This window comes from Agromyces allii (genome assembly GCF_009749385.1).
Classification (GTDB): Bacteria; Actinomycetota; Actinomycetes; order Actinomycetales; family Microbacteriaceae; genus Agromyces; species Agromyces allii.
Window position 1 is genome coordinate 179,464 of record NZ_WBIN01000007.1, and the last position, 25,382, is coordinate 204,845.

Here is a 25,382-nt window from a genome sequence, read left to right on the forward strand (position 1 = left end):
GCGTCGCGGTCGCGCGTCGCAGGCCGACGAGGAGGACCCGCCGATGACCCTGATCCACGAACCTGCGAGCAGCCGCGACGAGCGCGTCTCGGCGGCCGACCGCCCCATGCTCCCGCTGCTGGCCATGGACGGGCACACGTTCGGCAAGCGCAGCGCCGTCACCTGCCACCTCAAGTGCGGCGACGCCTGCTTCCACCCCGTGCCGAACACCACCACGAACGAGTACTTCCGCGACATCGCGAGCGCCGGCCTCAGCCGGCGGGCGCTCCTCGGCGGCGGCGTCGCCGCTGCGGCCGCGATCGTGATCGGCGCCGGGGTCGGCGGCGACGCTCCCGCGGCATCCGCGGCCACGCTCGGAACGAAGATCGGGCAGACGATGCCGTTCACGCCGATCGCCCCCGTTGCGGCATCCGTCGACGCCTTCACCGTGCCCGCCGGATACCGCTGGTCGTCGATCATCCGCTGGGGCGACCCGCTGTTCTCGAAGAACGACCGGTTCGACCCGAACGCGCAGACCGCGGCGCTGCAGGCCCGCCAGTTCGGCTACAACAACGACTACCTCGACATCATCGAGGGCCCGCTCGGCCTCACCGCCGTGCTCGTGGCGAACCAGGAGTACACGAACGAGAACATCATGTTCCCGCCGACGACCGACCCGGCCGCGCTGAACGAGCAGCGCCGCATCGGGCAGGCCGCGCACGGCATGGCCGTGGTGCAGCTCTACCGCACGCGCCGCAACGGCCCGTGGAAGTACCTCGTCGGTGCACCGCTCAACCGCCGCATCACCGCGCACACGCCGTTCACCTTCTCGGGCCCGGCCGCCGGTCACGCGCTGCTGCAGACGCAGGACGACCCGACCGGCCGCAGCGCGCTCGGCACGCTCGGCAACTGCGCCGGCGGCACCACGCCGTGGGGCACGGTGCTCTCGGGCGAGGAGAACTTCAACCAGTACTTCGTGAGCCCCGGCGACACCGCAGCCGAGAAGCGCTACGGGGTCGGCACGAGCGGCGACACCCGCGGGTGGCGCGCCGTCGACCCCCGCTTCGACGCGGTGACGAACCCCGGCTACCGCAACGAGCCGAACCGCTTCGGCTGGATCGTCGAGGTCGACCCCCTCGCACCGAACGACCCGCCCGTGAAGCACACGGCGCTCGGCCGCTTCAAGCACGAGGGCGCGAACGTGATCGTCGGTCGCACCGGGCACGTCGCGGCCTACATGGGTGACGACGAGCGCTTCGACTACCTCTACAAGTTCGTCTCCAAGGACAAGTTCAAGAAGGGCGTCGGCGGCGGCGCGCGCAAGCACAACAAGTCGCTGCTCACCGCGGGCACGCTGTACGTCGCGCGGTTCAGCGGTGACTCCCCTGCGGCCGAGATCACCGGCACCGGAGCGCTGCCCTCCGACGGCGCGTTCGACGGCACCGGCACCTGGGTGCCGCTCGTGGTCGACGGCGTGAGCAAGGTGCCGGGCTTCACCGCGGCCGAGGTGCTCATCAACACCCGCCTCGCGGCCGACGCCGTCGGCGCCACCAAGATGGACCGCTGCGAAGACGTCGAGCCGAACCCGAAGACCGGTCGCATCTACGTCGCCTGCACGAACAACACGTCGCGCGGCACGGGAGCGAACGAGACCGCTACCGAGGTGAACCCCCGCAACGTCAACCGCGACGGCCACGTGATCGAGATCACCGAAGCGGGCGACGACGCCACGGCGACGAGTTTCGGATGGAGCATCCTGCTGCTCTGCGGCGACCCCGCGAAGAACCCGACGACCTACTTCGCCGGCTTCCCGCCCGAGCAGGTCTCGCCCATCTCGTGCCCCGACAACGTCGCGTTCGACTCCGAGGGCAACCTCTGGATCTCGACGGATGGCGCGCCGAGCACGATCGCGTACGGCGACGGCCTGTTCAAGGTGCCGCTCGAGGGCCCGGAGCGCGGCCGCGTGCAGCAGTTCCTGTCGGTGCCCGCCGAGGCGGAGACCTGCGGACCGGTCGTGCGCGATCGGCAGAACATGGTCTACGTCGCCGTGCAGCATCCGGGCGAGAACGGCTCGTGGGCGGCGCAGCGTTCGATGTTCCCCGACTACGTCGCTCCCGGAACCCTCGCGAACGGTGCCTGGGGCGGGCCCCGACCCGCGGTCGTGCAGGTCTGGAAGGGCTGATCGGGCGCTGACGGTTCGGGTCGGTCGCGCGTCGGCCGGCCCGGACTCGTCGGTCGGGCGCGGTCAGGCGCGGTCAGGCGCGTCCCGCACACGACGGACATGCCCGGACACGTCAGGCACCCGCCCGGAAACGACGAACGCCGCCGTCCCACGTGAGTGGGGCGGCGGCGTTCGGTGATGCGAACGTCGCGGGTCAGAGACCGCGGATGTTCTCCGCCTGCAGGCCCTTGGGGCCCTGGGCGACCTCGAACTCGACCTTCTGGCCCTCATCGAGCGAACGGTAGCCGTTGCCCGTGATGGCGCTGAAGTGCGCGAAGACGTCGGCCGAGCCGTCGTCCGGAGCGATGAAGCCGAAGCCCTTTTCGGCGTTGAACCACTTGACGGTTCCGGTTGCCATACTGCTGTCCTTCTGTCTTGCGGGCCGCACGTGCGGACCCGATGCGATCGACTCTCGATCGCGACCTCGACGACTCGGTGCCGACGAAGTTTGGGGCGAGGGACGGGGGTGCTTTACGGCATCCGTCGCCTCTAATCGGGTCATGCCACGCGGAAAATCCGCCTCCGGGCAATCAGTCAAAATCACGGGCGAGCGCCCGCTTGATGGAGGAATCGTGTGTTCAGCCTACCGGGTTCTCCCTGAGAGTACAGAGCACGAGACCACTTCGTGATATATGAGGTAACCGGACGGGTTCTGTGAACATGCTCCGGATGGCGCCCGGAACCCGGCGAACGGGTGGAGAATCGTGGGATGAACCGCCGCCCCCTGCGATTCGCCGCCGTCGTGCTGACGTTGGGCGTGCTCTGGCTGACCGTCGGCCCCGCGCCCTGGAGCACGTCGGGGCACGAGTTCGCGGGCGGCGTGCTGAACCCCGAGGCCTGGACCTCCGACGTCACCTGGTCGACCGGGTACATCAGCGAGATCGCCTTCAACGTCGCCATGTTCGTGCCGATCGGCGTCCTCGCCGCGCTCCTGCTGCACCGACGTCACTGGCCGCTCGCGTTCGTCGCGGGCTTCGCGCTCACGACCGTCATCGAGCTCGTGCAGCTCCTGCTGCCCGACCGCGTCTCCGACCCGCGCGACCTCGTGATGAACACGCTCGGGGCGAGCCTCGGCGTGCTGCTCGTGATGGCCGCGCGCGGCGTGCGGCGTGCGGCGGCGGTCGCATCCGGCCCGGCGCTCGGCACGGCCGACGGCAGCACGGCGACGGGCGCGGCCGCCGCGGCCGCGGCATCCGCTCGCTCCGATTCGGCCCCGCACGTGAAGGTGCCGTTCGACGAGCTCGTCGGCGCGGGCGACCGCGCGGCCTGACCTCCCGACCACCGCGGGCGTCGTGCGACCCGGCGACTACAGTGGGCTGGTGCCCTCCCCCGCCACGCCAGACGCGACCGACGCGCCCGCGTCGTCGCGCCGGTACCTGGCACTCGCCCTCGTCGGCGCCGCGGGCGGACTCCTGTCCGGCGCATTCGGCGTGGGCGGCGGCATCCTCATGGTCCCGCTGCTCATCGTGGCCGCCGGCATGGACCAGCGGCGGGCCACCGCGACCTCCCTCGCCGCGATCGTGCCCGCCTCGATCGCCGGCTCGATCACGTACCTCGCGAACGGCCAGGTCGACCTCGTCGCCGCCCTCATCATGGCGCTCGGCGGCATCATCGGGTCATGGTTCGGCGCCTGGCTGCTGCGACGCCTGCCCATCACGTGGCTGAGGTGGCTGTTCATCGCGCTGCTCGTCGCCGTCGCCGTGCGCATGCTGCTCGTGGTGCCCGAGCGCGCGGGCGGGCACGTGGGCTTCGACCTGCTGCCGAACCTCCTGCTCTTCGGCATCGGCATCGTCGTGGGCGTCGCGTCCGGCCTGTTCGGCATCGGCGGCGGAACGATCATGGTGCCCGCGTTCATCGCGTTCTTCGGCATGGGCGACCTCATGGCCAAGGGCACCTCGCTCGCGGTCATGATCCCCACCGCCATCAGCGGCACCGTCTCGAACTCGCGGGCGAAGCTCGTCGACCTGCGCGAGGCCCTCGTCGTCGGCATCGCGGCGACCGTCGCCTCGTTCGCCGGCGTCGCGATCGCGTTCGTGCTCTCGCCCGAATGGTCGGCGCGCCTGTTCGCGGCGTTCATCGTGATCGCCGCGGCGCAGCTCGCCGTTCGTGCGGTGCGCGCGCAGCGACGCGAGTCGGGCCTCACCCGCGGTGACGACCTTGCCTGAGTCGCGACGCGTCGCCGGTTGGTACGACGACGAGGCGGATGCCGCGGCGCTCCGCTACTGGGACGGCGCCTCGTGGACGCCGCACACCGTCGCGCGCGCCGATGCGGCGAGCGCCTTCTCCGACGACACGACGCTCGCCGCCGATGCCCCGCCCGCCGAGACGATGTCGATCGGCGTGACGGCGCTGCGCGGCGCGGGCGCACGAGGCGGCTGCACGGGCGGGCGCGGCGCAGCGCATGGGCGCGGTACGGCGAGAACGCGCGGCGCGAGCACGACCCCCGTGCCCGTCGACACGCTCGTCGACGACTTCTCGATCAGCGAGATGACGAGCATGCGCGCCGGGGTGACGCCGTCCGTCACGCCGATCGCATCGGGACCGGCGCCGGTCGCCACGGCGCCGCCGTCGTTCCCAACGGCACCGTCGTTCCCCGCGGCGCCCTCGTTCGCCGCCGAACCGTCGTTCTCGACCCCACCGTCGTTCGTGCGCATGCCGTCGGCACCGAACGAGCACACGACGGTGCCGCTGCCGCCCACCGGGTTCCGCGCGGCATCCGCCCGTCAGACCACGGCCGGCGATCCGGCGTACGTGCCGGCCGGCCGGCCGTCGTACCGCCGCATCGCGTGGATCGCCTCCGCCGCCGTCGTGCTGGGCGCGGGCGTCGTGGTGCTGCTCGCCAACCTCATCGCGGGTGTCGGCGCGCCCTGATCCCCGTCGGCCCGGCCGGGCGCTCGCACCGGGCGCTTCCGCTCTGGAAGACTCGTCGTGGCGCGGACCGGCGCCTCACAATGCCTCGAGGAGCATGAATGCCAGCCGATTCGCCCACTGCACCTGAGATGGGCGCGGGTCTCGAGCCGGATCCCGTTCGCACGACCGACCGGGTCGCGCGCACCTTCTGGGTGGGTCTCGCCGCGGCCGCCGTCTACGTGCTGCTCGCCGCCGGCCTCGGCAACCTCATGGACGTGCTCGTGCCGACGGACTCGCCCGAGCTCGAGTTCGCCCTGTCGCACCTCGTGCCGCTGCCGGTCGCGATCGCGCTCGGACTCTGGTTCGCCCGCTGGTCCGGATGGTGGAGCGACATCTGGACCCAGACCCCGGTGACGGCCGAGCCGCCACGGCGGCGCTGGATGCTCGCCATCCCGATGCTGCTGCTCGTCGGCCCGGTGCTCGGACTCTTCGACGTGCCGTGGAGCGAGCGCTCGATCGGGCTCGTGCTGCTGCTCGCCCTCGGCTGCCTGCTCGTGGGCCTCGGCGAGGAGCTGTTCTACCGCGGCATCCTGCGCGTCAGCCTGCGCGCGCACCACGGCGAGCTCGTCACCCTCGTCGTCACCTCACTGCTCTTCGGACTCAGCCACTCGCTCGGCAGCCTGCTCAACGGCGTGCCCGCCGGCACGATCGCCTTCCAGGTCGCCGTCACAGCGTTCGACGGCGCGCTGTACTACGTCGCGTTCCGTGCCACCGGACGGCTGTGGGTGCCCGTGCTGATCCACGCGATCACCGACTACGCCCTCTACCTGCAGGGCGACGAGTGGAGCGCGGCGACCGGCCATGCGGCGCCCGACCCCGGCCCGGTCGCCATCGGTGCGCAGTTCGTGCTCTGGGCGCTGATGATGGCGGTCGTGGTCAGCTTCGCCCTCGAGGATGCGCGGGCGCGCCGCCGTCGCCGCGACGCAGCCCCCGAGCCTGGCTCGACCACGACGACGGACGCATGAGGTTCGAATTCACGTCGCCGCTCTGGGAGTGGACGGCGCGCGCCGAGTGGTACTTCGTCACGGTGCCCGACGAGGCGTCGGCCGACATACGGGAGATCCCGCGCCCGCCGCGCGGATTCGGCTCGGTGCGCGTGCGCGTGCAGGTCGGCGGGTCGTCGTGGGCGACCTCGATCTTCCCGGACTCGACGGTCGGCTGCTACGTGCTGCCGATCAAGAAGTCCGTACGCGTGGCCGAGGGGCTGGTCGAGGGCGGCGAGGTCGCGGTCTCGCTGACGGTGCTCGACCTCTGAGCGCGGCGGCCCGAGCGCGGGCGCTCGTCAGGCCATGCGGTCGCGCAGCAGCTCGCCCCACTCGAAGCCGCACTCGCGGCAGTCGAAGAGGGGCGCGTCGTCGCTCAGCGTGACGCCGTCGGCCACGCGGACCGCGGCCGAGCCGCAGCGCGGGCAGAGTTCGACGGCCGGGGCCGGCACGAGGGTCTGCTGCATCAGCTTCGTCATGGCAGACACGGTACGCGCGGCATCCGACATCCTCGGATGCACACGCCCGGAGCCGGCCGACCGCGATCCCCCGTCGACCGTGACGCCACGTGCCCCGGGCCGATTCGCGCGCACGCGTGTCGGCGGCGACGGCTAGCGTGAGCGCATGGTCGAGACGAGCGCGGGCATCCTGCTGCATCGGCGGCGGGCCGCGGCATCCGGCCCTCGCGATGGCGAGCGCGGCGCCGAGCACGGGCTCGAGGTGCTGCTCGGGCACATGGGCGGCCCGTTCTGGCAGGGGCGCGACGAGGCGGCGTGGTCGATCCCCAAGGGCGGCTTCACCGATGAGGCGCCGCTCGACGCGGCCCTGCGCGAGTTCGCCGAGGAGCTCGGCGCGCCGGCGCCCGACGTGCCGTACGTCGAGCTCGGCGTGTTCCGCTACACCTCGGGCAAGACCGTCGCCGTGTTCACCGGCGAGGCCGAGTTCGACGCGTCGGCGATCACGAGCAACACCTTCGAGCTCGAGTGGCCGCCGCGATCCGGTCGCCGCCAGTCGTTCCCCGAGTTCGATTCGGCCGCATGGATGCCGGTGGCCGACGCCCGCGCGCGACTCGTGAAGGGCCAGCGGCCCGCGCTCGACGCGCTGCTCGCCCACCTGGCCTGAGCCGCGGCACCCGTTCGACCCGCTGGCGCGGTGACGTGGCACCATGCAGACGCATGAGTTGCGCTGGCAGCGATATCAGCCGCTCGGGTGATGTCGGCGGTCCCTGAGACGATGCACAATATTGCGATGCAGCCCCGAGCTCTGCTCGGAGATCGCGCACGCTGGCCATCGAGACCCGCTCACCTCGTTCCTTCGGAGAATCATGCTCGGCAGACTTCTGATCCGCTATCTCAAGCCCTATTCGTGGTTGCTCGTCGGGGTGCTGGTCTTCCAGATCCTCTCGGCGATCGCCACATTCAACCTCCCCGACCTCAACGCCAAGATCATCGACAACGGCGTCGCCAAGGGCGACACCGAGTACATCTGGTCGACCGGCGCCGTCATGCTGCTGATCTCCCTCGGGCAGATCACGGCCTCGATCATCGCCACCTACTTCGCCGCGAAGGCCGCGATGCGGCTCGGTCGAGACATCCGCAACGACGTGTTCGAGAAGGTCAGCGGGTTCTCCGAGCGCGAGGTCTCGAAGTTCGGCCCGGGCTCGCTCATCACGCGCAACACGAACGACGTGCAGCAGGTGCAGATGCTCGCGATGATGGGCGCCACGATGCTCGTCACGGCCCCGATCCTCGCGATCGGCGGCATCTACTTCGCGCTCCGTCAAGACGTCGGGCTCGGGTGGATCATCGCGGTCGCCGTGACCGTGCTGCTCGTCATCGCGATCCTCATCATCAGCCGCATGGTGCCGCTGTTCCGCAGCTTCCAGCACAAGCTCGACAACGTGAACCGAATCATGCGCGAGCAGCTCACGGGTGTGCGCGTCGTGCGCGCCTTCGTGCGCGAGCCCATCGAGGAGGAGCGCTTCCGCGAGGCGAACACCGACATCATGATCGTCGGCCGCCGGGTCGGATCCCTGTTCGTGCTGCTCTTCCCGCTCTTCATGCTCGTGCTCAACGTCACGATCGTCGGGGTCGTCTGGTTCGGCGCCTTCGCCGTCGACTCCGGCGATGCGCAGATCGGCACCCTGTTCGCCTTCATGCAGTACGTGATGCTGATCCTCACGGGCGTGCTCATGGCGAGCTTCATGACGATCATGATCCCGCGCGCGGCGGTCTCGGCAGACCGCATCGCCGAGGTGCTCGACAGCACGAGCACGCTCGAGCGCCCGGCGAACCCCATCCACGAACTGCCGACGCCCGGAACGATCGAGCTGACGGATGTCTCGTTCACCTACCCCGGCGCCGAGCACCCCGTGCTCGACGGCATCAGCTTCAGCGCCGCGCGCGGCGAGACCGTCGCCATCGTCGGGTCGACGGGCGCCGGCAAGACGACGCTCGTCTCGCTCATCCCGAGGCTCTTCGACACCACGGGCGGCTCGGTCGCGGTCGGCGGGGTCGACGTGCGCCAGGCCGACCTCGACGTGCTCTGGGACTCGATCGGCCTCGTGCCGCAGCGGCCGTTCCTCTTCAGCGGCACCGTCGCATCGAACCTCAGGTACGGGCGCGAGGAGGCAACCGACGAAGAACTGTGGCACGCGCTCGAGATCGCGCAGGGTCGCGACTTCGTCGAGGAGATGGAGGGCCAGCTCGGCGCGCGCATCGCGCAGGGCGGCACGAACGTCTCCGGCGGCCAGCGGCAGCGCCTCGCGATCGCCCGCGCGATCGTGCACCAGCCCGACGTGCTCGTCTTCGACGACTCCTTCTCGGCGCTCGACCTCACGACCGACGCCAACCTGCGGCACGCGCTCTGGCGCGAGCTGCCCGACGTGACGAAGATCGTCGTCGCCCAGCGCGTCTCGAGCATCACCGATGCCGACCGCATCATCGTGCTCGACGACGGCGCCATGGTCGGCGTCGGCACGCACGAGCAGTTGCTCGAGACATCCGACACCTATCGCGAGATCGTCGAATCCCAGCTCGGCGCGGAGGCAGCCCGATGACCACCGAACCCACCCAGATCTCCGAAGAGGAGCAGTACGAGCTCGAGCTCGCCGAGCAGGCCCGAGTGAACTCGGGCGACTGGGACAGCGTCGCTCCGGGCAAGGCCTCGAAGTTCGGCCCCAGCTTCCGTCGGCTCATCGGGCGGCTGAAGCCGCACGCGGTCGCCTTCACGTTCGTCTCGCTGCTCGGCGCAGCAGGCGTCGTGCTCGCGGTCATCGCGCCGAAGGTGCTCGCAGAGGCCACGAACGTGCTGTTCGCCGGCTTCATCGGCGCCCAGCTTCCCGCCGGCCTCAGCAACGAGCAGGCGGTCGAGATGCTGCGCGCCGAGGGCCAAGACGACTTCGCCAACATCGTTCAGACGGCGAACGCGGTGCCCGGCGAGGGCATCGACTTCGTCAAGCTCAGCCAGATCCTCATCGCCGTGCTGCTGCTCTACGTGGTCTCGGCGATCCTCACGTGGGTGCAGGGCTACGTCGTCAACGTGATCATGGTGCGCACGATGTGGAAGCTGCGCGAAGACGTCGAGGCCAAGCTCAACCGCCTGCCGCTCAGCTACTTCGACAAGGTGCAGCGCGGCGAGCTCATCTCGCGCGTGACCAACGACATCGACAACATCACGCAGACCATGCAGCAGTCCCTGTCGGGGGCCATCACCGCGGTGCTCACCGTGGTCGGCGTGCTCATCATGATGTTCTCGATCTCGTGGCAGCTCGCGATCGTCGCGCTCGTGTCGCTGCCGCTCATGGCCGTGATCTTCGGCGTCATCGGCCCGAAGTCGCAGAAGGCGTTCGGCATCCAGTGGCGAAAGGTCGGTCGGCTCAACGCGCGCGTCGAGGAGTCCTTCTCCGGCCACGCGCTCGTCAAGGTGTTCGGTCGCGAGGCCGACTCGCACGCGAAGTTCAAGGCCGAGAACGAGGAACTCTACGAGGCCTCGTTCAAGGCGCAGTTCCTCTCGGGCATCATCATGCCGGGCATGATGTTCATCGGAAACCTCACCTACGTGGGCATCGCGGTGCTCGGCGGGCTCATGGTCGCGAGCGGCCAGCTGCGCCTCGGCGACGTGCAGGCGTTCATCCAGTACTCGCAGCAGTTCACGCAGCCGCTCTCCGAGCTCGGTGGCATGGCCGCGGTCGTGCAGTCCGGCACCGCCTCGGCCGAGCGCGTGTTCCAGCTGCTCGACGCCGACGAGCAGGACCCCGACGCGGTCGACTCCCCGAAGCCCGCAGAGGGCGACGGCACCATCGAGTTCGAGCACGTCTCGTTCTCGTACAGCCCCGAGCACCCGCTGATCCGCGACCTGTCGTTCCGGGTCGAGCCGGGGCAGACGGTCGCGATCGTCGGGCCCACCGGCGCGGGCAAGACGACGCTCGTGAACCTCATCATGCGGTTCTACGAGCTCGACGGCGGTCGCATCCTGCTCAACGGCCAGGACATCTCCGAGCTCACGCGACGCGACATGCGTGCGAAGACCGGCATGGTGCTCCAGGACCCGTGGCTGTTCGCCGGCTCGATCCGCGAGAACATCCGCTACGGGCGCGAGACGGCGACCGATGAGGAGATCCTCGAGGCGGCCCGCGCGACCTACGTCGACCGCTTCGTGCACTCGCTGCCCGACGGTTACGACACCGTGCTCGACGAAGAGGCGTCCAACGTCTCGGCGGGCGAGAAGCAGCTCGTCACGATCGCCCGCGCCTTCGTGGCGCAGCCGTCGGTGCTGATCCTCGACGAGGCGACGTCCTCGGTCGACACCCGCACCGAGCTGCTGCTGCAGCACGCCATGGCCGCGCTCCGCGAAGGACGCACGTCGTTCGTGATCGCGCACCGGCTCTCGACCATCCGCGACGCCGACCTCATCCTCGTGATGGAGCACGGCGACATCGTCGAGCAGGGCAGCCACGACGAGCTCATCGCTCGCGAGGGCGCGTACTGGCGCCTGTACAACTCGCAGTTCGAGCAGGCCGCGGCCGACTTCGATGCCGAGGCGGCGGCCCTGGTCGCCGACGGCGCGGCCGAGGCCGGCACGAATCCGCTCGAGGCTCGAGTCGAGGCGGCCGCCGAGGCTCTGGAACCCGAGCTCTGATCGGGTAGCCCTCGAACACCACGAGCCCGGGTGGGGCGTCTTCGGATGCCGCACCCGGGCTCCGTCGTTCGCTAGGCTGCCTCGCATGTCAGCCGATCAGCCACTCGTGCTCTGCTGCCTGCTCTGGGCGCACCCCGGCCAGGAGGCCGCGATGACGGCGTACGAGGATCACGTGCTCGCCCTGATCGCCGGTCACGGCGGCGAGGTGCTCACCCGCCTGCGGGGCGACGGCGCGGCCGGGCACCCTCACGAGGTGCAGACGTACCGGTTCGCCTCGCAGGCATCCCTCGACGCATACCTGAACGACCCGGAACGCCTCGCGCTGGCCGACGAGCGCGATCGCGTCGTGGCGCGTACGGAGTTGTTCCCAGTCGAACGGCTCGCGTAGCTCGCGGCCGTTCGGCGACGGCCGCGTCAGGCGCGAGCGTTCGCGCCGAGCGCGGCGTAGACCGCACGCGTGTAGGCGTCGGATCGCGGCGAGCCGATGATGCCCGGCGACATCCGGTTCATCACGTAGGCGAACGTCGTGCGCCGATCGACGTCATTGACGACGATCGACCCGCCCCAGCCACCCCAGAAGGCGACGCGGCCCTCGGGGATCCAGGGCGTGCTGGCCGGGTTCGACACCGCGAACCCGAGGCCGAACCGCAAGGGCAGGCCGAGCACGAGGTCGACGTTGTCGGTGTGCTCGGCGAAGATCCGATCGATCGTCGCGGGCGACAGCAGGCGCACCCCGTCGAGCTCGCCGCCGTTCGAGACGAGTGCGTTGATGCGCGCGACCGAGCGGGCGTTGCCCTGGCCGCCGGCCCCACCGACGCCCGCGGCGCGCCATTCGCGTGTCCAGGTCACCTCGGCATCGAGCGGCGGGCCGCTGTAGGTCTTGAACGCCGGCGACTCGGGCGGCATGGCCGAGACGTCCAACTGGATTGGCGGCGGCGGCACGACGTTGCTCACGCGGTGATCCTCGGAGGCGGGGAGTCCGAGCCAGAAGTCCGCGCCGAGCGGCCCGGCGATCTCGTCGGCGACGAAGCGTCCGAGCGAGCGGCCGGTGATGCGGCGCACGAGCTCGCCGACCAGGTGGCCGTAGTCGAGCAGGTGGTAGCCGGAGGCCGCGCCGGCCGGCCACCACAGCGGCTGCGCGGCCAGGCGCGCGGCCGCGGCATCCGTGTCGAGGATGTCGGCGCCGGTGATCGGCTGCGCCCATCCGGAGACGCCCGACGTGTGCATGAGCACGTGCTTGACGAGCACGCCCTCCTTGCCGGCTGCGGCGAACTCGGGCCAGTAGTGGGCGACCGGGAGTTCGGGGTCGAGTTCGCCGCGGTCGAGGAGCACGAGTGCGGCGAGCGCCGTGACGGTCTTCGAGATCGACCACACGTTCGTGATCGTGTCCTGCTGCCATTCGGCCGCATGCTCGGGGTCGGACCAGCCGCCCCAGAGATCGACGACCGGCTCGCCGTCGACGATCACCGCGAGGGAGGCGCCGAGTTCGGCGCCCGAGGCGAGTCGGCGTTCGAACTCGTCGCGGAGTCCCGCGAAGTCGTCGTGCACGTGTCCGTGGATGGGAAGGCTCATCGTCGAGGCTCCTCGGGTCGAGTGGCGGTCGGGTGCGTGCCGCGAACGGCGGGTTCCCGGTTCGATTCGCGAGCATACCGCGCGGTCGGTATGCTTGTCACGCGCGGTGTCGCCACGACCCGCTCGGCCGTCGAGGAGGACGTGCATGCAGATCATCGGGGCGGTGCTCGAGACATCCGGCGCCGAGGCGCCATTCGCGGTTTCGCGCCCGTTCACGGTCGGGCCGCTCGAGCTCGATCCGCCGGGCCCCGGCGAGCTCCTCGTGCGCATCGAAGCCGCGGGCGTCTGCCACTCCGACCTCAGCGTCGTCGACGGCAACCGCCGCAGGCCGACGCCGATGCTGCTCGGGCACGAGGCATCCGGCATCGTCGAGCAGACGGGCGACGGCGTCACCGACCTCGCCATCGGCACACGCGTGGTCATGACGTTCCTCCCCCGCTGCGGCGACTGCCCCGAATGCGCGAGCGACGGACGCCTGCCCTGCCGAACCGGCAGTGCTGCGAACGCCGTGGGCGCGCTCGTCGGCGGCGGCATCCGCCTGCAGCGCGACGGCACGCCCGTGCACCACCACCTCGGCGTCTCGGCGTTCGCGAGCCACGCGGTCGTCAGCCGCACCTCGGTCGTGCCGGTCGACGACGACGTGCCGGCCGAGATCGCCGCACTCCTCGGCTGCGCGGTGCTCACGGGCGGCGGCGCGGTGATCAACGCCGGCCGCCCCGCACCCGACACGCGCGTGACGATCGTCGGCCTCGGCGGCGTCGGCATGGCCGCGCTGCTCGTCGCCGTCGCCCTCGGCCACGAGGTCGTGGGCGTCGACGCGCTGCCCGCCAAGCTCGCGACCGCGATGGAGCTCGGGGCGAGCGCGGCCTACGCGCCCGACGAGGCGCTGCGCGCGACATCCGAACCCGCCAACGGCAACGGCGACGGCCAGTCGGATGCCGCGGGGCTGGCCCCGCTCGTCATCGAGGCCGCCGGCTCGGCCCGGGCGTTCGAAACCGCGCTCGCGCTCACCGCGCCGGGCGGCACGACGGTCACCGTCGGCCTGCCGGCGGCCGACGCCCGCGCGACGATCTCGCCGCTGACGCTCACGGCCGAGGCGCGCACCGTCATCGGCAGTTACCTCGGCTCGGCCGTTCCGGCACGAGACATCCCGCGCTACGTGGAGCTCTGGCGGGCGGGGCGCCTCCCGCTCGAACGGCTCGTGTCGTCGCGCATCCGCCTCGACGAACTCGACGCGGCCATGGATCGCCTCGCCGCTGGCGGGGAGCTCCGACAGCTCATCACGCTCGACTGAACCCGCTCGACCCGACGTGGTCGACCGCGCTCGCTCACCGCAACCCCCTGAACTTCGCTCGACCGAACTCGACCGAACCCGCTCCACTGCACAGGATCGGCCGGCCCACGGCCGATCACCTCGACGAAAGGAACGTCGCATGACCCGCACCGCCATCGTCACCGGAGCCGCGCGCGGCATCGGAGCCGCCACCGCGAGACGCCTCGCCGCCGACGGGTACGCCGTCGCCGTGCTCGACCTCGACGCGTCGGCCTGCGCCGACACCGTGTCCGCGATCGAGGCCGACGGCGGCCGCGCGATCGCCGTCGGCGCGAACGTGGCCGACGCGGCCGCGGTCGCCGAGGCCGTCGCACGGATCGCCGACGAGCTCGGCGCGCCGACGGTCCTCGTGAACAACGCCGGCATCCTGCGCGACAACCTGCTCTTCAAGATGACCGACGACGACTGGGACGCCGTGCTCGCGGTGCACCTGCGCGGCGCGTTCCTCATGACGCGCGCCGTGCAGGCCCACCAGGTCGAGGCGAAGTGGGGTCGCATCGTGAACCTCTCGAGCACCTCGGCGCTGGGCAACCGCGGCCAGGCGAACTACGCGGCGGCGAAGGCCGGCATGCAGGGCTTCACCAAGACCCTGGCGATCGAGCTCGGACGCTACAACGTGACGGCGAACTCGGTCGCGCCCGGCTTCATCGCGACCGACATGCTGCGCCAGACGGCCGAGCGCATGGGCATCACGAACGAGCAACTGCTCGAGGGCGCGGCCAAGGAGATCCCGGTGGGCCGCGTCGGCCAGCCCGAGGACGTTGCGGCCGCCGTGTCGTTCTTCTGCTCGGATGCCGCGTCGTTCGTCTCGGGCCAGGTGCTCTACGTGGCGGGCGGGCCGAAGGCATGAGCGCGGCGATCGACTCCCCGCTGCGGCTCGCCTCGCCCGAGGCGCTGCTCGACGCCGTCGGCACGGCCATCGGCCCCGGCGAGTGGTTCGAGGTCGACCAGGCGCGCATCGAGCAGTTCGCGGAGGCCACCGACGATCACCAGTGGATCCACGTCGACGTCGACCGAGCCACCGCCGGCCCGTTCGGCGCCCCGATCGCCCACGGGTTCCTCACCCTCTCGCTGCTCACCGCACTCGCGACCCCGCTCATCGAGGTGCAGGGCGTCGCGATGGGCGTCAACTACGGGTTCGAGAAGGTGCGGTTCCTGCAGCCGGTGACGGCGGGCTCGCGCGTGCGAGCCGTCGGAACGCTCGCCTCGGCCGAGCCGACCGGCAGCGGCATCCGGGTGGTGCAGGACCTCACGATCGAGATCGAGGGATCCGAGCGCCCCGCGCTCATCGCCCAGTGGGTCACGCTCCTCGTGCCCGCCTGACCACCGCTTGGCCTCGTGCGCACGAACCGTCCTCAGGTGTGCGGCGCCGGCGTCACACGCGCTCGAGCACGAGGGCCATGCCCTGGCCACCGCCGACGCACATGGTCTCGAGGCCGTAGCGTCCGCCGGTGGCGGCGAGCCCGTTGATGAGCGTCGAGGTGATGCGCGCGCCCGTCATGCCGAAGGGGTGGCCCACGGCGATCGCGCCGCCGTGCACGTTGAGGCGCTCGGGGTCGACGCCGAGCTCGCGCGCCGACGGGATGACCTGCGCGGCGAAGGCCTCGTTGAGCTCGACGAGGTCGATGTCGTCGATCGAGAGTCCGGCGCGGGCGAGTGCCCGGCGCGAGGCCTCGACGGGTCCGAGTCCCATGATCTCGGGCGAGAGCCCGCTGACGCCGGTCGACACGATGCGGGCGAGCGGCTGGAGCCCGAGCTCGTCGACGATGCGGTCGGAGACGACGACCACCGCTGCGGCGCCGTCGTTGAGCGGACAGCAGTTGCCCGCGGTCACGGTGCCGTCGGGCCGGAACACGGGGTCGAGCCCCGCGAGTGCCTCGACCGTGACGCCCGCGCGCGGTCCGTCGTCGGCCGCGACGACCGTGCCGTCGGCGAGGGTCACGGGTGTGATGTCGTTCGCCCAGAAGCCCGAGGCGATCGCCGCCTCGGCACGCTGCTGGCTGCGGGCCGCGAACGCGTCCTGCTCGTCGCGCGTGACACCGCGGAGCTCCGCGACGTTCTCGGCGGTCTGGCCCATGGCGATGTACGCGTCGGGCAGCAGGCCGTCGATGCGGGGGTCGTGCCACGGGCGCAGGCCCGCGGCATCCGCCCCACCGACGGCGCGAGCCTGCGTGCGCGCCTCGGCCTCGTCGAACCTCGGGTTGGTGAGCTTCGCCCCCGGGATGTAGTCGGCCGAGCCGACGCCCATGTTCGACACCGATTCGACGCCCGCCGAGATGAACACGTCGCCCTCACCGGCCTTGATCGCGTGGAAGGCCATGCGCGTCGTCTGCAGGCTCGACGAGCAGTACCGGTTCACGGTCGTGCCGGGCAGCCCGTCGAGTCCGAGCAGCACGGCGACGATGCGCGCCAGGTTCATGCCCTGTTCGCCGCCGGGCTGGCCGCAGCCGAGCAGCAGGTCCTCGATGCGCGCCGGGTCGAGCGCGGGCACCTTCGCGAGCGCGGCCTCGACCATCTGCACGGTCAGGTCGTCGCCCCGGATGCCGGCGAGCGACCCCTTGCGGGCGCGGCCGATGGGCGAGCGGGCGGTGGCGACGATGTACGCCTCGGTCATGCGGTGTTCCTTTCGGGAGTGGTTCGGATGTCGGGGCTCGGCCGGTCGGGTCACGCGGTGAGCGTCGCGAGTGCGCGTGCCATTCGCTGGTCTCGATACGGCGCTGGCGCGCCGACTCGACCGGCGAACCAGCTCAGACGAAGGCGGCGATGCCCGTGATGGCGCGGCCGACGATGAGCGTGTTCATGTCGTACGTGCCCTCGAACGTGTAGACGGCCTCGGCGTCGGCGAAGAAGCGCGCGGCGCCGTGGTCGAGCTGGATGCCGTTGCCGCCCATGAGCTCGCGGCTGCGGGCGACGACCTCGCGCATGCGCTTCGTCGCGAAGGCCTTGGCCATAGCGGAGTGGTGGTCCTTCTGGGCGTCTTCGTCGAGCATCTCGCTGACGCGAACGCAGAGCGCGATCGATGCCGTGATGTCGGCGAGCGAGTCGGCGAGCTTCTGCTGCACGAGCTGGAACGAGGCGATGGGCTTCCCGAACTGCACGCGGGTCTTCGTGTAGGCGAGGGCAGCCTCGTAGGCGCCCACGGCGACGCCGATCGCCTGCCACGCGACATCCGCTCGGGTGAGGCGCAGCACGATCGCGACGTCGCGGAACCCGTGGATCTCCTGGAGCCGATCGGACTCGGGCACGATCACGTCCTCGAGCACGATGTCGGCGTTCTCGACGGCGCGGAGCGACTGCTTGCGCTCGATCTTCGTGGCGGTGAAGCCCGTGGCCGGTTGGCGAACGAGATAGCCCTTGACCTGGTCGTCGGCCGTGTCGCGCGCCCAGATGACGACGACGTCGGCGAAGGTCGCGTTGCCGATCCAGCGCTTGGCGCCGTTCAGCACCCACTCGTCGGTGCCGTCGGCGTTCGTGCGACGAGTGGCCGTGGTCTCGAGGCCCTTCGCGGTGTCGGAGCCGTGCAGCGGTTCGGTGAGTCCGAAGGCGCCGATGAGTTCGCCGCGCGCCATCGGCTCGAGCCACTCGGCCTTCTGCTCGGGCGAACCGCCGACCGCGATCGCGTTCATCGCGAGTCCGGAGTGCACGCCGATGAAGGTCGCCGTCGACGGGTCGACGCGCGCGATCTCGAGGGCGATCCAACCGCGGTAGACGGCGGAGTTCTCGAAGTGCGCGACCTCGGGGATGCCCGAGCCGAAGAGGCCGAGCTCGGCGAAGCCGGGAATCAGGTGCCGCGGGCTCGTCGTCGCCTCCCAGCGGTCGTCGGCGCCGGGCCGCACCTCGCGCTCGAGGTAGTCGCGGATCTCGGCGACCGAGGCCCGCTCGGCCGAGGTGAGCCGACCCATGAAGCCGTAGAAGTCGGCGTCGAGCACGGTGGCGGCCGTCGCGGCCTCGGACTGGGGGTCGAGTGTGAGCGTCATCGCTTCTCCGTTCGTCGGTGAACTCCTCCCACTATGCATCATTTTCGAGAATGTTGCACGCCCGGTGGGCGAGACGAGTAGAGTTCCGGCATGCCGACGACGACCGGAACCACCCACGAGATCGCCGAGGTCGGCCTGCGCGCCGCACCCTCGTGGCTCTCCGACCGCCTGGCCGACGGCGGGCACGCCGACGCGGTCCGCGCGTTCGAGCTCGCACGCGAGACATTCATCAGCGGCCGTCGCATCGACATGGGCTCGCTCGCGACGACCCTCGGCGTCGACCGCACCTCGCTCTTCCGCTGGGTCGGCAACCGCGACGCCCTGCTCTCCGAGGTGCTGTGGTCGCTCGCCGTGCCGACGCTCGTGCTCTCCGAGCACGCGACCGAGAGCCTGCACGGTGCCGAGCGCGTTGCCGAGCAGCTCTCGAGCTTCGCGGGCGCCCTGATCAGTGCGCAGTACTTCCGCGACTTCCTGCGCCGCGAGCCCGCCAGGGCCCTTCGCCTGCTCACGACGACCGAGAGCGAGATCCAGCGCCGCTACGTCGCCACCGCCCGCTGGCTCGTCGAACGCGAACTCGGCGAACGCCCGCTCGGCGGTGCGATCACGGCCGACGAGCTCGCCTACCTGCTCGTGCGCGTCTCGGAATCGTTCACCTACGCCGACCTCATCGCGGGCGACACCCCGAGTGCGGCTCGGGCGCGGCGCGCGTTCCGCATCCTGCTGCGGGCCGACCTCGCCGAGGCGACGGATGCCGCGGCGGAGGATGCCGCGGCGACGAATAGCGCGGAGGATGCCGCGGCCGAGGTCGCGCCGTGACGCACCGCCCCGAGCGCCGCCCGTTCACGACGCGCTGGAACGACAACGACCAGTACGGCCACGTCAACAACACCGTCTACTACGAAGCCATGGACACGGCCGTGAACACGTGGATGATCGAGCACGCCGGCCTCGACCCGCACGGCGAGGAGCCGATCGGCCTCGTGGTGTCGTCGAGCTGCGAGTTCCGCGCATCGGCGTCGTTCCCCGAGCCGCTCGAGGTCGCGATCGGCGTCGAGCGCCTGGGGTCGTCGAGCATCACGTGGTCGCTCGGCATCCACCGCAGCGGCGAGGCCGAGCCCATCGCCGAGGGCCGCTTCGTGCATGTGTTCGTCGACGCCGGGTCGCGTCGCCCCGTGCCGATCCCGACCGGCATCCGCTCCGAGGTCGAGGCTCGCCTGCTCGCGTGAGCCATGGAGGCGAGCGGATGCCGCGGCATCCGTTCCCCAACATACCGACCGCGCGGTATGCTGTCGTGACGGGTCGATGCACGGACCCTCGCGCACCATGGCGGTGCGGGCACCAGGGCGGTGCCGGAAAGGCGATCGACGATGACCGACACCCCAGGGCTGAACCTCGCGGGCTTCTCCGAGTGGCTCTCCGAGGCGCACCCCGACCTCACGGGCTCGCCGAGCGCGAAGCCGACCGCGACACTCATCGCCGGCGGCCGCAGCAACCTCACCTACCGCATCGACGGCCCGCGCGTGCCGCTCATCGTGCGCCGGCCTCCGCTTGGCCACGTGCTCGCGAGCGCCCACGACATGGGGCGCGAGCACCGCGTGATCAGTGCGCTCGAAGGCTCCGGCGTTCCCGTTCCGCCCGCCGTCGACCTCGTCGACGACACCGAGGCCGCACGCGTCACCGGCACCCCGTTCTTCGTGATGCGCGTCGTCGAAGGCGTCGTGCTCGCGAGTCCACGCCAGAACGCCGACTACACGGCATCCGGACTGCACGGCCTCGGACTCGAGTTCGCGGCGACGCTCGCCCGACTGCACACGCTCGACGCGGTATCCGTCGGCCTCGAGGACTTCGGCCGGCCTGACGGATACCTCGACCGCCAGCTGCGCACCTGGCGACGACAGCTCGAGGCCTCGCGCAGCCGGGAGCTGCCCGAACTCGACCGATTGCAGCAGCGACTCGAGGAGCGGATGCCGCCGGCCGGAGACCTGCGCAGCGGCATCGTGCACGGCGACTACCGCCTCGACAACGCGATCATCGCCGGCCCCGGCGACCGCCCACGCATCGCCGCGATCCTCGACTGGGAGATGGCCACCCTCGGCGACCCCCTCGTCGACCTCGGCATGCTCGGCATGTACTGGAACATCGCGTCACTCGCGCCCGACGCCGTCGGGCTCACCCGCAGCGCGGTCGACCCCGCCGCGGGCTACCCGGGGTTCGACGAGCTCGTCGATCACTACGCGCAGGCCGCCGACATCCGCACGCCCGACCTCACCTGGTACCGGGCCTTCGCGGCCTACAAGCTCGCGGTGATCCTCGAGGGCATCCACTACCGCTACCGCCAGGGGCAGACCCTCGGCGAGGGCTTCGACCGCATCGGCCAGCTGGTCGAACCGCTCGCGAGCACCGGTCTCGCGCACGCGACCACGAGCCACGGCATGACGAACCACGGCACCACGAGCCACGCCACCACGAACTCGACGATCACGGGAGCCTGACGCATGGAATTCAGTCACGACGATCGGACGCTCGACCTCATCGATCGGGTCGAGGCGTTCGTGCACGAGCGGGCGATCCCCGCCGAGCCGGTGCTCGACGCACAGCTCGCAGCGACGCCGGGCGAATGGCGGTTCCGGCCGGTCGTCGACGAGCTGCGTGAGGCCGCCCGCGCCGAGGGCCTGTGGAACCTGTTCCTGCCGGGCGAGCTGGGCGCGGGCCTGTCGAACGTGCAGTACGCGCCGCTCGCCGAACGCACCGGCTGGTCGCCGCGGCTGGCCCCGGTGGCGTTCAACTGCGCCGCGCCCGACACCGGGAACATGGAGGTCCTGGCGGACTTCGGCACGCCCGAACAACAGGCCGACTGGCTGCGCCCGTTGCTCGCGGGGAAGATCCGCTCGTCGTTCTGCATGACCGAACCGGAAGTCGCGTCGAGCGACGCCACGAACATCGCCACCCGGATCCGCCGCGATGGCGACCACTACGTGATCACGGGCCGCAAGTGGTGGTCGACCGGGGCGATGAACCCCGACGCGGCGATCTTCATCGTCATGGGGCAGACCGATCCGGATGCCGAGCGCCACCGGCAGCAGTCGATGATCCTCGTGCCCCGCGACTCCCCCGGCCTGAGCATCGTGCGCCCGCTCACGGTGTTCGGGTACGACGACCGCGACCACGGCGGCCACGCCGAGATCGCGTTCGACGAGGTCCGCGTGCCCGCGAGCAACCTCATCGCGGGCGAAGGCGACGGGTTCGCGATCGCGCAGGCCAGGCTCGGACCCGGGCGCATCCACCACTGCATGCGTGCCATCGGCATGGCCGAGCGCGCGCTCGCCCTCGTGACCGAACGGGCGAACGCGCGCGTCGCGTTCGGACGCCCGCTCGCCGACCAGGGCGTCGTGCGCGAGTGGGTCGCCGAGTCCCGCATCCAGGTCGAGTCGCTGCGACTGCTCGTGCTGAAGACCGCGTGGCTCATGGACACCGTCGGCAACCGGAAGGCCATGACCGAGATCCAGGCCATCAAGATCGCCGTGCCCCGTGCCGTGCAGCAGATCCTCGACCGCGCCATCCAGCTGTTCGGCGCCGCCGGCGTCTCGGGCGACCAGCCTCTCGCCGAGATGTTCGCCGGCGCCCGCTCCCTCCGCCTCGCCGACGGACCCGACGAGGTGCACCTCAACGCACTCGGTCGGGCCGAGCTGCGCAAGGCACCGCGCGGCTGACCGCGCACTCGCCGACCCACGAACTCCCGCACCATCAACGACGATGAAAGGACCCCACGCATGACCCCCACGGCTCCCCACCCCGCCGACCCCGCGGTCGACGGCGACGGCTTCGGCACCCTCTCGGTCGCGAGCATGCTCGCCGAGTCGGCCGCCCGCACGCCCGCCCGCGCCGCCCTGCACTTCATGGGCCAGACGATCGACTACGGCACCCTGTGGGACCAGAGCCGCGCGTACGCCGGAGCCCTGCGCGATCAGGGCATCGGCCGCGGCGACCGGGTCGCGATGCTCGTGCCGAACGTGCCCGACTTCGCCCGCGTCTACTACGCCGCGCTCGCGCTCGGGGCGGTCGTGGTGCCCGTGCACCTGCTCTTCAAGGCCGAGGAGATCGGGTACGTGCTGCGCGACTCCGGTGCCGACGTGCTCGTCGCCGCCGGTCCGCTGCTCGGCGAGGCCGTGCCCGCCGCGACGGCCGCCGGCGTGCCGCTCCTGACCGTGCTCACGCCGCCCGTCGAGGCCGGCGGACCCGACCTCCCCCGACTCGAGGCGCTCGCCGCGACATCCGCCCCCATCGAACGCCACGTGTCGGTACGCCCCACGGATGCCGCGACGATCCTCTACACGAGCGGAACCACCGGCACGCCGAAGGGCGCCGTCGGCTCGCACCTCGCGATCGTCGAGCAGGTGCACTGCGCGCTCATCGACGCGTTCGACATGCGCGCCGACGACGTCGTGTTCGGCGGGCTGCCGCTGTTCCACACGTTCGGGCAGACCGCGGTCATGAACATCGCGTTCCGCAAGGGCGCGTCGATCATCCTGCTGCCCAGGTTCGACCCCGACGAGGCGCTCGAGCTCATGAACGAGCACGGCGCGACGGTGTTCACGGCCGTGCCGACGATGTTCGTGGGCATGATCGAGGCGGCGGCCCGCGCCGACGCGCGCCCGCCGCTGCGCTACGCCGTCTCGGGCGGCGCAGCCCTGCCGGTCGCCCTGCTCGAGGCGTTCGAGCGGGCCTACGGCGCCGAGGTGCACGAGGGATACGGCCTCACCGAGACGTCGCCGACGGTGTCGTTCAACATGGTCGGCGAGCCGATCCGCCCGGGCACCGTCGGCCGCACCTATTGGGGCATCGACGCCGCGATCGCCGACTCCGAGGTCGAGGGGCGCATCGAGTTCGTCGACCGGCCCGGCGCGCTCGGCGAGATCGTCGTGCGCGGCCACAACCTCTTCAAGGGCTACCTCGGTCGACCCGATGCCTCGGCCGAGGCCGTCGTCGACGGCTGGTTCCGCACGGGCGACCTCGGCACGATCGTCGACGGCATCATCACGATCGTCGACCGCAAGAAGGACATGATCGTGCGCAACGGCTACAACGTGTACCCGACCGAGGTCGAGGCCGTCATGATGCGGCATCCGGATGTCGCCATGGCCGCCGTCTTCGGCGTCGCCGACGACACCCGCGGCCAGGAGGTGCACGCCGCGGTCGTCGCCCTCGACGGGCACGAGATCGACCCCGAGGCGCTCATCGCCTTCACCCGCGATCGGATCGCCGCCTACAAGTACCCGCGCGTCGTGCACGTCGCCGACGCCCTGCCGCTCGGCGGCAGCGGCAAGGTGCTCAAGCGCCAGCTCGTCGACGAGTACTCGCCCGTGCGCCAGGAGCGGTGAGCGGAGGACGGGCAACGCTCGGGCGGGCCCGCACGACCAGAACCGCGGCGACTACGCCACGGGCTCCGCGAAGAACGTGCGCACACTCGAGATGCGCCCGTCGACTACCGTGATCACATCGATTCCCCGGACGACCGGCGCGTCGACCGGGCCGAACGCCCAGGCGAGCGCGCCGATGCCTGCACCGATGTACCGTTCCCCGTCTTCGGAGAACACGAAGTCGCCTGGGGCCTCGGCGAGGAGCGACTCCACCTTGTCCTCGACGGCCGACCGCCCGCGCACGGTGCCGTCGGGATCCGTGAAGACGACGTCGTCCGAGTAGACGCGCTCGATCGCTTCGCGCCTGGTGACGGCGTCCCGATTGCCGAACACGTCGTGCAGGTTCGCCGCGAGCAGTTCCGAGACGCTGGTCATCCGTCATCCAATCGATTCATGTGATCCGGTGCTCATCTTCAGCGCTGCGGGTTGGAGCAGTATTCCTTCGCCGCGCGATGACGCCTCGCAACCGCCCGGGCTGCGTTCGGATTCACGAGCACGACGGATGCCCCGGACCTCGTGGGTCCGGGGCATCCGCCGCTCACTGCCGGGCGATCACGACGTGGGGAGGCCGTCGTTCTCGAGCGGCACGGCGTCGCCGTCGAAGGGCTCGACGCCGCCGGATCCGTCGCTCACGTAGGTGACGCCGATGAAGTCCTGCACGCCGTCGGCCACCGTGGTGATGGAGACGCCCTTGTAGGCGGCGTGGCTGTCGGCGCCGAACGACAGCGGCACGAGGCCGTTGCCGACGAGGTCGCCCGAGGTGATCGCATCCACGATGCCCTGACGGGTGGGGTTCTCGCCCGCCTTGGCGAGGGCCTCGGCGAAGAGGTATCCGACCGACATCCCGAACACGGTGTTGCCGTCGAACGGGGCGCCGTCGTTGTACTCGTCGTTGATCTGGCGGAACAGGTCGTCCCATTCGTTGCCCGGCGCGTACGGCAGGTAGTTCGTCGTCACGAAGCCCTCGAGCAGCACCGGGGCCGCCTCGCCGAGGAACCCGGCGAGGGTCACGTAGTCGCCGCCCGACGACGACGACATCCACTTCGCCTGATAGCCGAGCTTCGCGGCCGTGCCGATCGCGAGCGCCGTGAAGCCGTTGACCGTGGCGAGCATGTTCACCTCGCAGCCGGCGGCCTGCATGGCGCCGATCTGCGCGACGACGTCTTGATTCGACACCGAGTAGCGCTGCACGCTCGCGAGCGATCCCTCGCCGAGCACGTTCTCGAGGCCCTCGATGAACTCGTCGCCGAAGTCGTCGTCCTGGCCGAGCACGCAGATGCTCTTTCCCGCGAACTCGTCATCGGCGTACTGCGCGAGCGCTTCGGCCTCGGTGACGTAGTCGGCGTTGAACCCGAAGGTCCACGGGTACTTCTCGGGCTGGTTCCAGCTCGTCGAGCCCGAGGCCACGAACAGGTCGGGCACCTCGTTCTGGTTGAGGTAGTCGAGCACCGAGGTGTGCGTCGGCGTGCCGAGCCCGTTGAGGATCGCGAACACCTCGTCGTCCTGCACGAGCTCGCGCACGACCGTCTGCGTGTTCGCCGGGTTGTAGCCGTCGTCCTTCACGAGGTACTCGATCGAGCGGCCGTTCACGCCGCCGTTCTCGTTCAGGTACGCGAAGTACGCCGTCGTCGCGGCCGAGATCGACGAGTAGCCGGCCGCGGCCGGCCCGGTCAGCGGCTGGTGGGTGCCGATCGTCACGGTGTCGTCGGTGACGCCGGGCGCGGCCTCGGCCGGATCGCCGCCGGCCGCCGGGGTGCTGCACGCGCTCATCGCGACGAGCAGTGCGGATGCCGCGGCCACGGCCGCGACGGTGCGGCGGTGCTGTGAGCGGTTTGGTGCATGGGACATGTC

25 protein-coding genes are annotated in these 25,382 nt (G+C 71.0%); 18 read left to right on the plus strand and 7 right to left on the minus strand.

All coding sequences use genetic code 11. The annotated features are described in order from the left end of the window. Positions 1 to 106 precede the first annotated feature (106 nt). Positions 107 to 2,161, plus strand: coding sequence for a PhoX family protein (locus tag GQR16_RS10615; protein ID WP_157415213.1), 2,055 nt, complete (start codon positions 107 to 109; stop codon positions 2,159 to 2,161). 193 nt (positions 2,162 to 2,354) lie between these two features. Here GQR16_RS10615 and GQR16_RS10620 read toward each other — a convergent pair whose 3' ends face one another. Beyond that, entirely contained in the window at positions 2,355 to 2,558 is a 204-nt protein-coding gene (locus GQR16_RS10620) for a cold-shock protein (RefSeq protein ID WP_055862240.1), read from the minus strand. A gap of 351 nt (positions 2,559 to 2,909) precedes the next feature. Here GQR16_RS10620 and GQR16_RS10625 point away from each other — a divergent pair, with 351 nt between their 5' ends. The 5 genes from GQR16_RS10625 (at position 2,910) to GQR16_RS10645 (ending at position 6,365) form a co-directional block, all read left to right on the plus strand. Beyond that, on the plus strand, positions 2,910 to 3,470 hold the full coding sequence (locus GQR16_RS10625; RefSeq protein ID WP_157415106.1) for a VanZ family protein: 561 nt from the start codon (positions 2,910 to 2,912) through the stop codon (positions 3,468 to 3,470). A 49-nt stretch (positions 3,471 to 3,519) separates the two neighbouring features. After that, entirely contained in the window at positions 3,520 to 4,365 is an 846-nt protein-coding gene (locus tag GQR16_RS10630; protein ID WP_170298461.1) for a sulfite exporter TauE/SafE family protein, read from the plus strand. Further along, positions 4,358 to 5,071, plus strand: coding sequence for a DUF2510 domain-containing protein (locus GQR16_RS10635; protein WP_170298462.1), 714 nt, complete (start codon positions 4,358 to 4,360; stop codon positions 5,069 to 5,071). The genes GQR16_RS10630 and GQR16_RS10635 overlap by 8 nt, the downstream gene beginning before the upstream one ends. 98 nt (positions 5,072 to 5,169) lie before the next feature. Then, entirely contained in the window at positions 5,170 to 6,075 is a 906-nt protein-coding gene (locus tag GQR16_RS10640) for a CPBP family intramembrane glutamic endopeptidase (RefSeq protein WP_157415109.1), read from the plus strand. Then, positions 6,072 to 6,365, plus strand: coding sequence for a DUF1905 domain-containing protein (locus tag GQR16_RS10645; protein ID WP_157415110.1), 294 nt, complete (start codon positions 6,072 to 6,074; stop codon positions 6,363 to 6,365). Before GQR16_RS10640 ends, GQR16_RS10645 begins: the two co-directional genes overlap by 4 nt. A 27-nt stretch (positions 6,366 to 6,392) precedes the next feature. Here GQR16_RS10645 and GQR16_RS10650 read toward each other — a convergent pair whose 3' ends face one another. Continuing rightward, positions 6,393 to 6,572, minus strand: coding sequence for a hypothetical protein (locus GQR16_RS10650; RefSeq protein ID WP_157415111.1), 180 nt, complete (start codon positions 6,570 to 6,572; stop codon positions 6,393 to 6,395). A gap of 145 nt (positions 6,573 to 6,717) precedes the next feature. Between GQR16_RS10650 and GQR16_RS10655 the strand changes: the two genes are divergently transcribed. From GQR16_RS10655 to GQR16_RS10670, 4 genes are all read left to right on the plus strand, one after another. Beyond that, positions 6,718 to 7,215, plus strand: coding sequence for an NUDIX hydrolase (locus GQR16_RS10655; protein ID WP_157415112.1), 498 nt, complete (start codon positions 6,718 to 6,720; stop codon positions 7,213 to 7,215). Between the two features lie 202 nt (positions 7,216 to 7,417). Then, on the plus strand, positions 7,418 to 9,151 hold the full coding sequence (locus tag GQR16_RS10660; protein ID WP_157415113.1) for an ABC transporter ATP-binding protein: 1,734 nt from the start codon (positions 7,418 to 7,420) through the stop codon (positions 9,149 to 9,151). Next, positions 9,148 to 11,232, plus strand: a complete 2,085-nt coding sequence (locus GQR16_RS10665) for an ABC transporter ATP-binding protein (protein WP_157415114.1) — start codon at positions 9,148 to 9,150, stop codon at positions 11,230 to 11,232. The genes GQR16_RS10660 and GQR16_RS10665 overlap by 4 nt, the downstream gene beginning before the upstream one ends. Before the next feature lie 85 nt (positions 11,233 to 11,317). Next, the gene (locus GQR16_RS10670; protein WP_157415115.1) at positions 11,318 to 11,620 is read left to right on the plus strand and encodes a putative antibiotic biosynthesis monooxygenase; all 303 of its coding nucleotides are present in this window, start codon (positions 11,318 to 11,320) and stop codon (positions 11,618 to 11,620) included. Positions 11,621 to 11,646: 26 nt separating this feature from the next. On the opposite strand, the gene GQR16_RS10675 is transcribed toward GQR16_RS10670, so the two are convergent. Then, entirely contained in the window at positions 11,647 to 12,804 is a 1,158-nt protein-coding gene (locus GQR16_RS10675; RefSeq protein ID WP_157415116.1) for a serine hydrolase domain-containing protein, read from the minus strand. Positions 12,805 to 12,949: 145 nt separating this feature from the next. On the opposite strand from GQR16_RS10675, the gene GQR16_RS10680 reads away from it, so the two are divergent. From GQR16_RS10680 to GQR16_RS10690, 3 genes are all read left to right on the plus strand, one after another. Continuing rightward, positions 12,950 to 14,098 (plus strand): alcohol dehydrogenase catalytic domain-containing protein, encoded by a 1,149-nt coding sequence (locus tag GQR16_RS10680; protein ID WP_157415117.1) that lies wholly within the window; start codon positions 12,950 to 12,952, stop codon positions 14,096 to 14,098. 139 nt (positions 14,099 to 14,237) lie between these two features. Further along, a complete protein-coding gene (fabG, locus tag GQR16_RS10685; RefSeq protein WP_157415118.1) occupies positions 14,238 to 14,987 on the plus strand; it encodes a 3-oxoacyl-ACP reductase FabG in 750 nt (249 codons plus the stop codon). Continuing rightward, positions 14,984 to 15,460, plus strand: coding sequence for a MaoC family dehydratase (locus GQR16_RS10690; RefSeq protein WP_157415119.1), 477 nt, complete (start codon positions 14,984 to 14,986; stop codon positions 15,458 to 15,460). The genes fabG and GQR16_RS10690 overlap by 4 nt, the downstream gene beginning before the upstream one ends. A 52-nt stretch (positions 15,461 to 15,512) precedes the next feature. On the opposite strand, the gene GQR16_RS10695 is transcribed toward GQR16_RS10690, so the two are convergent. Together GQR16_RS10695 and GQR16_RS10700 are read right to left on the minus strand one after the other, a co-directional pair. Beyond that, entirely contained in the window at positions 15,513 to 16,751 is a 1,239-nt protein-coding gene (locus tag GQR16_RS10695) for an acetyl-CoA C-acetyltransferase (RefSeq protein ID WP_157415120.1), read from the minus strand. A 133-nt stretch (positions 16,752 to 16,884) separates the two neighbouring features. Continuing rightward, positions 16,885 to 18,114 carry an acyl-CoA dehydrogenase family protein gene (locus GQR16_RS10700; RefSeq protein WP_157415121.1) on the minus strand — a complete coding sequence of 410 codons (1,230 nt, stop codon included), beginning with the start codon at positions 18,112 to 18,114 and terminating at the stop codon, positions 16,885 to 16,887. 90 nt (positions 18,115 to 18,204) lie between these two features. Here GQR16_RS10700 and GQR16_RS10705 point away from each other — a divergent pair, with 90 nt between their 5' ends. The 5 genes from GQR16_RS10705 to GQR16_RS10725 all read left to right on the plus strand — a co-directional run bounded on the left by GQR16_RS10705 (position 18,205) and on the right by GQR16_RS10725 (position 23,492). Then, positions 18,205 to 18,930: a QsdR family transcriptional regulator gene (locus GQR16_RS10705; protein WP_170298463.1), complete on the plus strand. Its 726-nt coding sequence runs from the start codon at positions 18,205 to 18,207 to the stop codon at positions 18,928 to 18,930. After that, the gene (locus GQR16_RS10710; protein WP_157415122.1) at positions 18,927 to 19,340 is read left to right on the plus strand and encodes an acyl-CoA thioesterase; all 414 of its coding nucleotides are present in this window, start codon (positions 18,927 to 18,929) and stop codon (positions 19,338 to 19,340) included. The genes GQR16_RS10705 and GQR16_RS10710 overlap by 4 nt, the downstream gene beginning before the upstream one ends. A 141-nt stretch (positions 19,341 to 19,481) precedes the next feature. Continuing rightward, on the plus strand, positions 19,482 to 20,606 hold the full coding sequence (locus GQR16_RS10715) for a phosphotransferase family protein (protein ID WP_157415123.1): 1,125 nt from the start codon (positions 19,482 to 19,484) through the stop codon (positions 20,604 to 20,606). Between the two features lie 3 nt (positions 20,607 to 20,609). Then, positions 20,610 to 21,824, plus strand: a complete 1,215-nt coding sequence (locus GQR16_RS10720; RefSeq protein ID WP_157415124.1) for an acyl-CoA dehydrogenase family protein — start codon at positions 20,610 to 20,612, stop codon at positions 21,822 to 21,824. 60 nt (positions 21,825 to 21,884) lie between these two features. After that, the gene (locus GQR16_RS10725) at positions 21,885 to 23,492 is read left to right on the plus strand and encodes an AMP-binding protein (protein WP_157415125.1); all 1,608 of its coding nucleotides are present in this window, start codon (positions 21,885 to 21,887) and stop codon (positions 23,490 to 23,492) included. Positions 23,493 to 23,543: 51 nt separating this feature from the next. Here GQR16_RS10725 and GQR16_RS10730 read toward each other — a convergent pair whose 3' ends face one another. Both GQR16_RS10730 and GQR16_RS10735 read right to left on the minus strand, forming a co-directional pair. After that, the gene (locus GQR16_RS10730; protein WP_157415126.1) at positions 23,544 to 23,906 is read right to left on the minus strand and encodes a nuclear transport factor 2 family protein; all 363 of its coding nucleotides are present in this window, start codon (positions 23,904 to 23,906) and stop codon (positions 23,544 to 23,546) included. 177 nt (positions 23,907 to 24,083) lie between these two features. Continuing rightward, positions 24,084 to 25,379 carry an ABC transporter substrate-binding protein gene (locus GQR16_RS10735; RefSeq protein WP_157415127.1) on the minus strand — a complete coding sequence of 432 codons (1,296 nt, stop codon included), beginning with the start codon at positions 25,377 to 25,379 and terminating at the stop codon, positions 24,084 to 24,086. Between the last annotated feature and the right edge of the window lie 3 nt (positions 25,380 to 25,382).